The sequence below is a fragment of the Texcoconibacillus texcoconensis genome, assembly GCF_014202575.1.
GTDB lineage: Bacteria > Bacillota > Bacilli > Bacillales > Salisediminibacteriaceae > Texcoconibacillus > Texcoconibacillus texcoconensis.
Window position 1 is genome coordinate 47,017 of the sequence record NZ_JACHHB010000005.1, and the last position, 13,474, is coordinate 60,490.

General features: G+C 42.4%; 13 protein-coding genes. 2 read left to right on the forward strand and 11 right to left on the reverse strand.

Annotated features, from left to right (window positions below; genetic code table 11):
• Window positions 1-185: 185 nt before the first annotated feature.
• The 9 genes from HNQ41_RS06595 to cymR form a co-directional block, all read right to left on the reverse strand.
• The gene (locus HNQ41_RS06595; RefSeq protein WP_184663636.1) at window positions 186-1,277 is read right to left on the reverse strand and encodes an AI-2E family transporter; all 1,092 of its coding nucleotides are present in this window, start codon (window positions 1,275-1,277) and stop codon (window positions 186-188) included.
• 151 nt (window positions 1,278-1,428) lie between these two features.
• On the reverse strand, window positions 1,429-1,608 hold the full coding sequence (locus HNQ41_RS06600) for a hypothetical protein (protein WP_184663637.1): 180 nt from the start codon (window positions 1,606-1,608) through the stop codon (window positions 1,429-1,431).
• Window positions 1,609-1,629: 21 nt separating this feature from the next.
• Complete coding sequence (locus HNQ41_RS06605) at window positions 1,630-1,821, reverse strand: hypothetical protein (RefSeq protein ID WP_184663638.1); 192 nt, start codon at window positions 1,819-1,821, stop codon at window positions 1,630-1,632.
• Between the two features lie 31 nt (window positions 1,822-1,852).
• Complete coding sequence (locus HNQ41_RS06610; RefSeq protein ID WP_246421528.1) at window positions 1,853-2,287, reverse strand: PRC-barrel domain-containing protein; 435 nt, start codon at window positions 2,285-2,287, stop codon at window positions 1,853-1,855.
• A gap of 25 nt (window positions 2,288-2,312) precedes the next feature.
• Window positions 2,313-4,625: an SF1B family DNA helicase RecD2 gene (gene recD2 / locus HNQ41_RS06615; protein ID WP_184663639.1), complete on the reverse strand. Its 2,313-nt coding sequence runs from the start codon at window positions 4,623-4,625 to the stop codon at window positions 2,313-2,315.
• Window positions 4,626-4,636: 11 nt separating this feature from the next.
• Window positions 4,637-5,320, reverse strand: coding sequence for a tetratricopeptide repeat protein (locus tag HNQ41_RS06620; protein WP_184663640.1), 684 nt, complete (start codon window positions 5,318-5,320; stop codon window positions 4,637-4,639).
• A gap of 42 nt (window positions 5,321-5,362) precedes the next feature.
• On the reverse strand, window positions 5,363-6,484 hold the full coding sequence (mnmA, locus tag HNQ41_RS06625; RefSeq protein ID WP_184663641.1) for a tRNA 2-thiouridine(34) synthase MnmA: 1,122 nt from the start codon (window positions 6,482-6,484) through the stop codon (window positions 5,363-5,365).
• 35 nt (window positions 6,485-6,519) lie between these two features.
• On the reverse strand, window positions 6,520-7,659 hold the full coding sequence (locus HNQ41_RS06630) for an IscS subfamily cysteine desulfurase (protein ID WP_184663642.1): 1,140 nt from the start codon (window positions 7,657-7,659) through the stop codon (window positions 6,520-6,522).
• Window positions 7,660-7,811: 152 nt separating this feature from the next.
• Entirely contained in the window at window positions 7,812-8,231 is a 420-nt protein-coding gene (gene cymR, locus HNQ41_RS06635) for a cysteine metabolism transcriptional regulator CymR (protein ID WP_184663643.1), read from the reverse strand.
• A gap of 343 nt (window positions 8,232-8,574) precedes the next feature.
• Between cymR and HNQ41_RS06640 the strand changes: the two genes are divergently transcribed.
• Window positions 8,575-9,933, forward strand: coding sequence for an AAA family ATPase (locus HNQ41_RS06640; protein ID WP_184663644.1), 1,359 nt, complete (start codon window positions 8,575-8,577; stop codon window positions 9,931-9,933).
• 126 nt (window positions 9,934-10,059) lie between these two features.
• Window positions 10,060-10,800: an RsfA family transcriptional regulator gene (locus HNQ41_RS06645; protein WP_184663645.1), complete on the forward strand. Its 741-nt coding sequence runs from the start codon at window positions 10,060-10,062 to the stop codon at window positions 10,798-10,800.
• A 531-nt stretch (window positions 10,801-11,331) separates the two neighbouring features.
• On the opposite strand, the gene HNQ41_RS06650 is transcribed toward HNQ41_RS06645, so the two are convergent.
• Complete coding sequence (locus HNQ41_RS06650; protein WP_184663646.1) at window positions 11,332-12,048, reverse strand: LutC/YkgG family protein; 717 nt, start codon at window positions 12,046-12,048, stop codon at window positions 11,332-11,334.
• The gene (locus HNQ41_RS06655; protein ID WP_184663647.1) at window positions 12,045-13,466 is read right to left on the reverse strand and encodes a LutB/LldF family L-lactate oxidation iron-sulfur protein; all 1,422 of its coding nucleotides are present in this window, start codon (window positions 13,464-13,466) and stop codon (window positions 12,045-12,047) included. The genes HNQ41_RS06650 and HNQ41_RS06655 overlap by 4 nt, the downstream gene beginning before the upstream one ends.
• Window positions 13,467-13,474 lie beyond the last annotated feature (8 nt).

Below are 13,474 nucleotides of genomic sequence, written 5' to 3' on the forward strand. Positions count from 1 at the left end.
TCAGCCTCGGGAATTCCTCTCTGCAAGATGGACTTTAGCAGTACCGTTCCATCATCAAGTTTTCGATCTTTTATTATAGAAAATATTATAGGGATAAAGCAGCCCTATTGTCAAATAGAAAAGAAATTTTATGCATAAAATTCATAACTTCGCGCATGGAATTTGAAATTTCGTTTGCTTTTTGATCATCCACCTTCATCTTTAATCATTCCTCGACGTACTCTGATTGCCCCCCGAACGTGAACAACGATAACTTTTAAAACCGCAAGTAACGGCACAGACAAGATTAACCCAATCACACCCGCTAATTCAGCACCGATTACAAGCGCAAATATGATTAAAACTGGATGCATGTGCAAACTTTTTCCAACGATCAAAGGGGCAAGCACATTTCCTTCAAGCATTTGAACGATCACGATGACAAGTAGAGCAAAAAGCGCGAGTTGTAATGACTCCGCGGTAGCTACTAATAACACAGGAGCTGCACCAATGATTGGCCCGAAGTACGGAATGATGTTCGTCGCACCAATAAAGAGTGCAAACATCAGTGCATAAGGCATGTCAATAATCAAAAATCCGATAAAAGAGAAAACAAAGACAACAACACCGACAATAATTTGTCCACGTATGTATCCGCCCAATGATTTATCAATATCATAAGCTAACTGTTTCATATGTTTGCGAAAACGTTTTGGCGTAAGGTACCAAGCAACTTTTTCAATGATATCGTAATCTTTTAGTAAATAAAAAACGATAAACGGAACGACGATTAACGCAAAAGTATAATCTACGAGGGCTTTTAATGATGCCACCATACGCGTTACCAAATTAGCAGCGTATTGTTCTCCCTGTTCCAATAAATGATCAGCTTGTTGTTCAATTGGTTCCGGCAATGTTTCTGCTTGATGATCATAAGATTGAACAAAAGAACGATAAGAGTTAGCCATCTCAGGTAATTGTTCAATCATCTCTTTTCCTTCAGCAATCAAATGTGGCGTCCCTTTGATGACAGCTAAAACAATTGTGCCGATTACAGCTAAATATATGAGTAATATCGCATAACCACGTCCAACACGGTGTCTATATGCCCACTCTATTAAAGGGTGAAGCAAATATGTAATCAAACCAGCAACCGCAAAAGGGAGGATGATTTTACCTATGATTTGAAACAACGGTTGTAATCCTTTAACAAGCATAATAAAGGCATAACCGTTGATCAAAATAAGCAAAACAACCAATAACAGAAATAACCAGTAACGCATTTGCTTCTCTTCCATCATCCACCTCCCCTTTCGTTCATATCTATAGCTTTTCTCAAGCAAAACAGGTTTATGAACGAAACTTTTGAAAGGACAGTTAAAAAAATTGACCTCACCACTTTAGGTTGTTATGCCTAGTGATGAGGTCAACTTATTATTACATGTCTAATTAGCTCATTTGTTTGCGAAGTTTACGCATGCCACCATTTTTAGGGAGCATATTCGTCATATTCATTTGTCTCATTGGTTCGAACCTTTTTTTCAAGCGTTTCCGTGTTTTTCGATCCATCGTCATTGCATATGCGGTTGCTCCTACTCCAATCGCTGCCATTGAAACAATCCAACGCATCGATATCCACCACCCGATGATTTATTCTGTACCTACTTGGCGCTCCTGTTCTGAAAATAAGTCATCGAGGGAGCTTAACGATCCGTCCTCTTCCACTTCATGCAAAGATAACCGTCCACCAGATAAGCTCAATTCAATAAAACATTGCCAGCAGTAATACTGATTCGTTCCAATTTTACCGATATCTTTATTTTGACAATTTGGACAGCGCATAGGGTACGTACCTCCTCTTTTCAGCAGAAAATTATAAGCTTTTGTTGAGTGTTTTCACGACTAATTTTTCACTCAAAAAATCTGCATATAACCCTTCCGTAACTTCATACCCTACGATTCTGCCCGTTTCTGGTAAAAAATATACATTTTCAACCAATCCGACCGTTTCCCCTCTTTCATCGTAAGCAGGCTGTCCAGATAATCGGTTTTTCCCCTTTAAGAAACGAACCGTACATGCTGGTTTGTTGTCGGAGGTAAACTGTTTACCTTCAACGGTCCATTTTCCATCTATCCACTTCAGCGATGCAAATGAAATACACTTCTCTCGTTTAAACCAATGTTTTGGCTTCACCACAATCGAGTCGACTTGTTCTCCTTTACAGCAAACATCAACGATCATGGCATAAGACGGCTGTTCGTGTGGAAAAAAAACGGATGCTCCCAAAAGACTTTGAATGGTTCGCAAAGGTATCCCACCTCTCGAACATTTCTTAGTCTTCGGAAACATCCATCGTTTCATCCTCGGGTTCTATTTCCAATGTGTCACCTTGAAGACGTTCTTTCAACGTCGTTTGCCGTTTTGACTCATCAATTTTTGCAACCGCAAGTTCTAGTGCGTTCCACTCACCACACAAAATCAGAAACGATTTTGCACGTGTGACACCGGTGTAAATGAGGTTTCGCTTTAACATACGGTAATAACTTTTCACAACTGGCATCACAACGATCGGGAACTCACTACCTTGTGACTTATGAATCGAACAACAATACGCATGCGTAATTTGGGATAAATCGGATTTTTTATATTGCACTTCAATTCCATCAAAAGAAATCACAAGCATGTCTTCGGATTCCGTCGTTTCCTCTTTTCGAAATAAAGCAACGATCTCCCCACGGTCCCCATTGTAAACATGCTCTTCCGGATTGTTGACAAGTTGCAACACAACATCTCCGACACGATAGACGACATCACCAAAGGGGATTTCTCGCCGCGACTCTTTTTGCGGGTTAAACAGTGCTTGGAGTCTTTCGTTTAAACGTTCGATCCCAGCGTTACCACGATACATCGGTGCAAGGACTTGAATATCCTTCGCCCGATAACCCTTGTCAGCAGCTCGCTTGCAAACTTGTTCGACGACGTCTATAACTTGTTGTTGTTCACATGAGAAGAAGCGCAAGTCGTTACTTTCTTTCGTTAATGAACGATGCAGTTCTCCAGATTTTAAACCGTGAGAGAACTCGATAATTGCTGACCCACCTGCTTGCCGGTAAATTTCTGATAAATGCTGTACAGGTACTTTGTGCGATTCTAACAAGTCAAACAGTACTTGTCCTGGTCCAACGGATGGGAGTTGATCTTCATCACCAACGAGCAGAACTTTCATACCGTCGGGAACCGCTTTAAATAACTGATTAGCAAGCCAAACGTCGACCATTGACATTTCATCAACGATCAGTAACTTCCCTTCTAAAGGCTCGTATTCATCTTTTTCAAAACCATCTTGACTCCCCTTATACCCAAGCAAGCGGTGAATCGTCGAAGCTGGGAGTCCTGTTGCTTCATTCATACGCTTGGCAGCACGGCCTGTCGGGGCAACGAGTAAAACAGGAAATGGATCATCTTGGTCATATTCTTCTTCATCCAATGAAATATCTTCTAGCATGGCATAACTTTCAACGACACCACGAATAACCGTTGTTTTTCCTGTCCCAGGACCACCTGTTAACAAAGTTAACGGAGATTCAAGGGCAGCACGCACAGCATCTCGTTGTGAAGGGGCGTAAGTGATTTCAAAGCGTTCCTCCACGTCACCGATTGCCTTTAAAAATTCGGAATCTGGATATTCCGTCGTCGTCTGTTCATCGTCCTTTTGTAAACGTTCAATATGACTAGCGATACCTCGTTCTGCATAATATAATGACGGCAAATACATACGCTCGGAGCCGACAACTAAACGCGTTTCTTCACCAATCTCAATAATCTGCTCAGCAATTGTCTCTTCAGGAATCACCGCTTCGTCGCGTTCTGCTAATAAGTTTTGCACGCCTATAATTACGTCTTCTGTTCGTACATAGACATGTCCGTTTCTTAATGATTCTTCACTGACAATATAATAAATCGCCGCTTTTAAACGATCTGGATGATCTCCCGTCATACCGATATGGTGACCGATTGCATCTGCTTTTGCAAATCCAACCCCTTCGACTTCTTCAATCATCCGATACGGATACTCTTGGATGATTCGCATCGCATCGTGTTTATACGTTTGATAAACTTTAACTGCTAAGTTCATCCCAAACCCGTATTCATAAAGAGCGATTAACACTTGTTCTACGCCTTGTTCTTCAATCAGTGTTTCATAAATCATATCAACTTTTTTCTCATTCATATTCGGAACATCGTGTAGCACATCTCGACTTTCTAGAATTTTTGAGATAGCATGTTCACCTAAAGTATCGACGATTTGTTCCGCTGTCTTTTGACCGATTCCTTTAAAGCGATCGCTACTTAAATAGAGGATAATCCCTTGCTTTGTTTGTGGCATGATTTTTCGGAAATGATCTACTTGAAATTGCCGCCCGAATTTAGGGTGATCTTTCCACTGACCATAAAACAAATACGTTTCCTCTTGTTCCATCGCAGGCATCGTTCCAACGACAATAGTTTCGTCCGCCTCCTCTTCAACGCTCGCCTCAAGGATGCGGACGCGTGCAACAGTATACATTGTCTCGTCACGGTGATAAATGATGCGGGTAATTTCACCTTTGACATACGGCTGTTCAGAAGATGTTTCCTCAATCATCTTTCGCCCACCTATTCTGCCTCGTTTTCTCCTTCTCCGTAGAGAACTTGTTCCATCTGCTTTTTCCCGTTCGCACTTAATGCATGGTCAGGTTGTGCTTCTAGAGCTCGATTGAAGAAATCGAGTGCTGTTTTTGCGTCATCTTTATATGCATACCCTACACCTAAATTAAAGTACGCATCTGCATGCTTTTGATCAAGCTCAATCACTTTTTGAAAAGCTTCCATTGCCTCATCAATGAATGATGTTTGCGCCAGTGTGAGTCCGTAATAAAATTGCGCGTCGACATCATCATTCGCTAGTTCTACCGCACGTTGTAAACTCGGTAATGCACGAGCAAATTCTTCTTTCATGTAATAACACATGCCGAGCATATAATAGACGTCTGATTCGGTTAGTGAAACATCGATCGCTTTTTGATAACTTTGTATCGCCTCATCGTACTTTTCTAGGTTATATAATACATTACCTTTACCGTAGTAGGCCGTTCCAAGCGCTTCGTCTAATTCGAGCGCACGATCGTAAAATTTCACAGCTTTTTCATCTTCATGTACAGCGGCTAGTAAGTTACCAAAGTTAATGTAAGCAATTGGATCATTTGGATTCTCTTCGATTTCTTCATTCAATAAATTTGCCGCATCCTCAATCTTTCCTTCTTGCATCATTTTTACGGCTTGTTCGTTTCGATCTCCCATCTGTCAACGCCTCCCCATATCGTGCTGCATAACTTCTTTTATTTATCTCACTTGTTCTCGTTCTTTTTTATGAACTTGGTCGATTGTTGCTCCACCGAGGCAGACTTCTCCATCATAAAAGACAACCGCTTGTCCTGGTGTGACGGCGCGCTGCGGTTCATCGAATGTGACGTGGACTTGTCCATCTTCGCCTTGTTCGACATAAACGGATTGATCTTCTTGGCGGTAGCGGAATTTCGCTGTGCATCGAAAAGCGTCTGGTGCTCCTTTATCACTAAGCCAATTAACGCCTTCTGCTGTGAGCCCTTCTGAATAAAGAGCTGGATGGTGGTACCCTTGACCGACGTAGAGGACGTTTTCTTTCAAATCTTTATCGATGACAAACCACGGCTCGCCGGCACCACCGATGCCGAGCCCTTGACGTTGACCGAGTGTGTAGTACATGAGACCGTCATGTTTGCCTTTCACTTCGCCATCTAGGGTCTTCATCTCGCCTGGTTGTGCGGGTAGAAATTCACTTAAAAACTCTTTGAAATTACGTTCGCCGATAAAGCAAATACCTGTGCTGTCTTTCTTGTTGGCTGTTGCTAGTTCTGCTTTTTTCGCGATTTCTCGTACTTCCGGTTTCGGTAGTTCACCAAGTGGGAACATCACATTCTTAATTTGTTCTTGGGACAGTGCATTTAAGAAGTATGTTTGGTCTTTGTTGCGATCAACTCCGCGAAGCATTTGTACTTCGCCGTTGCTATGATCAACGCGTGCGTAATGTCCGGTCGCTAAATAATCGGCACCTAGAGACATTGCATGGTCTAAAAATGCTTTAAATTTTATTTCTTTGTTACACATTACATCTGGATTCGGTGTACGACCTGCTTTGTATTCATCAAGGAAGTACTGAAATACTTTATTCCAGTATTGTTCTTCAAAGTTCACCGCGAAATAAGGAATGTCAAGTTGGTTACAGACACGAATCACATCTTCATAGTCTTGCGTCGCAGTGCATACGCCATTTTCATCGGTATCATCCCAGTTCTTCATAAAGATACCTACGACATCGTATCCTTGTTCTTTTAATAAGTAAGCTGAAACAGACGAATCAACGCCCCCAGACATCCCGACGACGACGCGTGTGTCTTCTGGTGCTTTCTGTGTATCAGTCGCCATCGTATCCCTCCTATCTTTCACATATCTATTTTTCTTTACGTTTGCAGTCGTTGGACAATCTTTATTGTCCTTTTCGCTACTTCCTCAATCTGTTCAAGGTCATTACCATAACCAAAGCTAAATCGAAGCGCTGATTGTGAACGGTTCGAGTCTTCAAACATCGCAGCTAATACGTGTGACGGTTCAATAGACCCTGCTGTACAAGCTGACCCGCTAGAAGCTGCAACACCATCTAAATCAAGGTTTGTAAGTAATGACTCTACATTCACTCCAGGGAAGCTAACGTTTAAAATGTGAGGCATCACTTGCTCATGCGAACCATTCACCAACATATTGACATCTGCTTCTTGTAAACGAGAAAGGAGTGTTTCACGGAGTGACTTGTACAATGCTCGTTTTTCATTGCGCGTCGTTTCCATGAGTTCGACTGCCTTTTTTAAACCAATAATACCTGGAATATTTTCTGTCCCCGCACGGCGCTTTCGTTCTTGTTCTCCACCATATAGGTTCGGCTGAATCGTTAGTTCTTTTTTCGCAGCCAAAACACCAACGCCTTTAGGTCCGTTAATTTTATGAGAAGATACTGTTAGCATATCCACATTTAACTCGTTCATATCTAAACGTTCAATACCGAATGCTTGTACAGCATCACTATGAAAAACGGCTTGATGTTCACTTAAGAACGCACCGATCTCTTGAATTGGTTGTACCGCGCCCGTTTCGTTGTTGGCATACATGATCGATACAAGAATTGTATTTTCAGTTAACGCGTTTTCTACATCTTTAACAGACACGATACCATCCGCATTTACAGGAAGGTACGTGACATCAAACCCGTTTTTCTCTAAAAATTCAAAAGCGTGTAAAACCCCATGGTGTTCAACTTGTGTCGTGATCAAGTGGTTTCCATTCTCACGGTTTGCCATTGCATAGCCAATGACTGCAAGGTTATCTGCTTCTGTTCCACCGCTTGTAAATGTGATTTCTTCGTACTGGCAACCGAGGGCGCGAGCGAGCACTTCACGCGCTTCGTCCAACCCACGTCTTGCTTTGCGACCAAAAGTGTGAATACTAGATGGGTTGCCATACACCTCGTTCATATACGGTATCATCGCTTCAATGACTTCTGGGTGAACAGGTGTTGTCGCAGCATGATCTACATAAATGTTTTTCACGTTCATTCACCTTCTTCAATCTTCGTAACTCTTCTCGTAAAAGGGAGCTTTTTAAAACAATCGTATATACGGCATACTATTAAACAAACAAATAGTGAGGCAACGACTACAAAAAGCTAGCAGTCCCCCTCACTTTTAGTCTTTACTTTCGATTAAATGTAAAACATATAATATTCGTGCTCACCTTTATCCTCGTAATTGGCTAAATCGTCCAACGTTGTACCCTCAAGGACATCTTTTACCGCATCACGTATTTTAATCCACAGATCGCGTTTTGCCGGTTCCTCATCGTCAAGTACTTCAACAGGACTGATCGGCCCTTCAAGGACACGAATGATATCTGCGGCAGTGATCTCTTTTGGATCTTGTGCAACCATGTAACCACCATGTGCACCACGAACACTTTTTACTAGTGTAGCATTGCGTAAAGGTGCGATCAATTGTTCAAGATAATGCTCCGATAACCCATGATCTTTAGCGATCGACTTTAAGGAAATTGGCCCATCCCCGTGTTTTTTCGCCAATGCGATCATAATTGTTAGCCCGTAACGTCCTTTTGTCGATATCTTCACCGTAATCCCTCTCTCTTCTCTATCAAAGTTACAACCTCATTCACCGTTCAAGCCTTCATATGCCTCAGTAATTAGCGATGAATGCCGTTTTTATTGGTTCCTATTATAGCATACAAATATCATTTTCGTCGGCAAAATGATATCATCAGTATCAAGAAAAGCGTATAGCGCGTGGTCATCGGCAATGCAGTATCTCTTCCACCGCTAGCCTTACTTCGAGGGTAGTTGCGTCGAGACAGCTCATCATCTATTCAGTGAAGCATCAGTATATTAAAAAATAACGGAACTATGCCCTATATGACTTAATACCAATTGACCTTTTACAAAAGGAAGGGACGAGACAATGGATTTATTCGATTACACTAGTAAACAAAATCAAGAAACGCGAGGACCATTAGCGGCGCGAATGCGACCGCAAACGATCGATGATATCGTTGGGCAATCATCGATTGTTGGGGAGGGAACTCTTCTCAGACGCGCTATAGAGGCTGACCGCCTCACACCGATGATTTTCTATGGACCACCTGGTACCGGAAAGACGACGCTAGCAAAAGTGATTGCCAATTCAACCTCAGCATGGTTTGAACAATTGAATGCGGTCACATCAGGAGTCAATGAAATTCGTGATGTTGTAAAGAAAGCGAATGACCGCAAAAAATACGAAGGAGAACGCACAATACTGTTCATCGATGAAATCCACCGCTTTAATAAAAGTCAACAAGACGCACTCCTTCCCTTCGTTGAAGACGGAACGATCGTGTTAATAGGAGCAACAACAGAGAATCCTATGTTCGAGGTCAACGATGCTCTTCTTTCTCGCGCCCGCCTCTTTCACCTTGAACCACATAGCGATGAAGATATTCGGACAATTATACAACAAGCTCTCAAAGATAAAGAACGTGGTTTTGGTGAATATGATATCGACTTAAAAGAAGAGGCTGAAGATCACTTAGTCGGCGTTGCAAATGGAGATGCTCGCACCGCACTTAATGCGATAGAATTAGCTGTTCTGACCACGGATCCTGATGATGACGATGTGATTCGCATCGACATAGAAACAGCCGAAGAATCTATCCAACAACGTGTCTTGCAATATGATAAACAAGGAGACAACCATTATGATACCGTGTCTGCGTTTATAAAAAGTATCCGTGGGTCAGACCCAGATGCAACCCTCTATTGGTTAGCAAAAATGATATATGCTGGCGAAGACCCTAAGTTCATCGCTCGCCGTTTATATGTACATGCGGCTGAAGATATCGGTTTAGCCGATCCGAATGCACTACTCATCGCTCAAGCTGCTGCTGATGCCGTCGACTTTATTGGTCTACCAGAAGCACGCATTCCTCTTGCAGAAGCAGCACTGTATTTAGCAACAGCTCCTAAAAGTAACGCTGTCATTAGTGGCATAGATTATGCGCTAGAAAAGGTAAAAAACGAAGCCACTGGCGCTGTTCCTGCCCATTTAAAAGATGCTCATTATAAAGGAGCAAAAACGTTAGGTCATGGTCAAGGATACTTGTACCCCCACCACTATGAAAACCACTACGTACCGCAACAATACTTACCAGACCAACACGTTGGTCGTTCTTTCTACGCCCCATCTGACAATGGGTATGAAAAAACCGTTCGCAAAAGACTCGACTACTTTCATAAGCGTAAGCAACGCGAGTCAACAGCTTCACCTAAAAACAAGGGCTGAAGAACATCAGCCCTACCTTCGTTTCTATTTCCTCGACTATTATTTTTCTATTCCCTAGTATAATTTTTACAAGAACAGGTCATGTTAGAAATAACAAAGAAACTTAAGAGAAAGGAATGGCCTGTTATGACAAAAGTAAGACAAGATGCATGGTCACATGAAGACGATCTACTGTTAGCTGAAACGGTTTTAAGACATATTCGTGAAGGAGGTACTCAATTAAAAGCATTTGACGAAGTCGGTGATCGGTTAAACCGCACTTCAGCAGCCTGTGGTTTTCGATGGAACGCCGTTGTTAGAAATAACTATGATGAAGCTGTTAAACTAGCAAAGAAACAACGAAAAGAAAACAAACGCCGTCAAGCTGAAGAAGCAAAGCCAGACGTTTATATGAACAAACAACAAAGCAACGGACTTTTCTCATCTCATTTTGAACAACCATCTTTTGAATATACTGCTGAATCTACGACACCAACTCAAGCAATGCCATCACAGCAACCAACGTTTGAAAATCAAACAAACAGCCAATCACAACCTCATATCCAACATCATGATAAACATTCAATCGACCTTCACGATGTGATTGATTATTTAAAGCATCTAGCAAAAAATGAACAATCAACACAGCAAGTAGAGAGATTACAAGCTGAAAACGAACAATTAACATCACAAATCGAAGATATGAAACGCAATATTCAACAATTAGAGAAAGATTACAAGATACTTGAAGCCGATTATCAATCAATGCTTCACATTATGAATCGCGCCCGTCGCCTAGCACTCACTGAAGATGCAGAAGAACATGAGGTGCATACACCAGCATTTCGTATGGACCAAAACGGCAACTTAGAAAAAGTAGCAAAGTAAACGAAAAAAGGTTGGCTCACAATGACCGAGCATTTTGTGAGTCAACCTTTTTTGTAAGGCTGTTTTCTAAAAGATTGTTGCTTGTTAACGAATTCGTTCACAGGAGAAATCCGCACCACCAAAACAACGACCACACGACCTTTGACATGAATTGGACCTGGTCAGGTGAACGTGGTTTGTGGTTGCTCCGGACATATGTTCCGTTAATTCTCTCTTTTGCAGGCAATAAAGGAATAATGTCTGAAGCGAATAACACAGTGGTATGACCACGGTCGAATTTAACCAACCTGAAGTCGCCGATGACCAAGCGCCTCCAGCTTTTCGGTTTGTCTAGTTTCAGTGCCTACGAGCTCGAGGTCACTTCAGGCCTTTTTCTGAAGCCAAAAAGCGGCTTTACTCCCACGCTCATCCAAAGAGCGTTTACATCGGCGAGAATCTACGATTTGCCTCGACGGATATGCACCAAGGCAAGGCTAGAAGAGGAAGAGGCAGTGCTTGTCGCTCGTGAGCAAGGCACTTCAACTTTTCGGTCTATTCGTCTTCAATAATGATATAGGTTGCTTTTACAGGACCGTGTACACCTACGACGAGGCGAAGTTCAATGTCCGCTGAGTTACTCGGTCCAGAAATGAAATTAACACACGTTGGCACGTCTTTTCCTCCATCGACCATCTGGTGAACCTTTTCCGTTGCTTGTGTCATTCGAGGGACGATCGCACTTTTTGGAATAATCCCGATATATGTTTGTGGCAATAAACTGACCGAGCGACCTTTCCCTTCATCACTAAACAAGACGACCGTTCCCGATTCAGCAAGTGCCATATCCGCAAAGGTCACACCGATATTCGCTCGTTCTGCGATCTTGATGTTTTCCTCTTTCAAAGAAGGATTCCACGTATGAACATGTAGCCCTTCTTCTTTAGCGTTGAGCGCTTCGGATAAACCATACTTTGCAAATCGCTCATCATCCCATTTAACAACTGATCCAGCGCCTAATTCTTCAATCGTTTGCCTAAACGTTTCAACGAGAGTATCTTTCTTCGTTACGTGAACGTTCGTATGAATATTTCCACATTGCTCGATTAGAGCATGCATCAGTTCATCTTGGCTCGCTTCTGCCAATACATCATACTGCGGAGTGACAGACCATTTCGGTCGTGTAACCCCTTCTGTTTTTCGTTTTCGACCGAGACGATCAGCAACATTTTTTAAAAAACGATCGCGATTTTGTATTGTTCCTTGGCTCATGTTTCACCCTCCCCTTTGTTACGGTTTTCAAACCACTCTCTAAAAGAATCACCAGGTTCAGGAAGGTTTCTAATATTCGTCCAATCCTTAATTGGTCCTGGCCCCTTCTCTTTTTTCGCTTTCGCTATCGGGCTGATCACAGATGGGGCAAGTTTACTTCCCATTTTATATAGCGTAGGATTGCTTGCACCGATTTCGAAACCTTTCATCGCAGCTTTTTCTGTAAATGATGTTTTCCCTTCTTCTTCGGTGATTACCCTTCGGTGCTCAATTAACAATTCGTGAAGTGGAATCTTGACTGGACAAGCATCGGTACACGCTGCACAAAGTGACGACGCATAAGGTAATTCTTTATGGTCATCGTAACCTTCTAATAGCGGCGTTAATACAGCTCCAATCGGCCCTGGATAAATTGATCCGTATGAATGCCCACCAACGTGACGATATACAGGACAGACATTAATACAAGCAGCACAACGAATGCATTGCAATGCGGACTGAAATTGAGTGCCTAAAATCTTTGAACGTCCATTATCAACGACGACGAGATGAAATTCCTCTGGGCCATCAACTTCTCCCTCTTTCTTTGGTCCTGTCAAACCAGTAATATAACTAGTCAACTTTTGGCCTACTGCGCTTCGACATAACATACTGACGAGAATATCTAGTTCTTCCCACGTCGGCACAACACGCTCCATCCCCATCACAGAAATTTGCGTTTTCGGAAGCGTCGTTGCCATGCGTGCATTTCCTTCATTGGTCACTAGCGAAACTGAACCTGATTCAGCAACGGCAAAGTTACATCCAGTAATACCAACTTCGGCACTTAAAAAGTCTTTACGTAATTGTTCACGAGCAAACCCCGCTAACTCATTTGGATCAGACGTCTCGTTATACTGGCGCTTCTCTTCAAACGTATCGCGAATTTGCTCCTTATTCTTGTGCAAAGCAGGAACAACGATGTGCGAAGGCGGATCATGATCGTCTAACTGTAGAATCCACTCACCTAAGTCTGATTCGACGACATTACACCCTAACGATGTCAGCGCATCGTTCATACCGATTTCCTCTGTCACCATCGACTTTGATTTGACGATGTTCTTTGCTTCTTTTTCTTTGACTACATTTTGAATATACGCATTCGCTTCTTCAGCTGTCTCAGCAAAATAGACGTGCCCACCTCGCGAAGCAACTTCAGAAGCAAGTTGATCAAGATAATAGTCAAGGTTTTCTAACGTATGTTGACGAATTTCTTCTGATAAATCACGCCATGCTTCCCAGTCTAACTCTGCTTGTGACGCCGTTTTTCTTCCTTCGAGACGCCCTTGCGCTTCCGTTACGGCCTTGCGCATAAAATCATCATGAATCCCTTTGTCCACCCGATCAAAAAACTTTTCATCACTAATCTTTACACTCATTTTTTCAC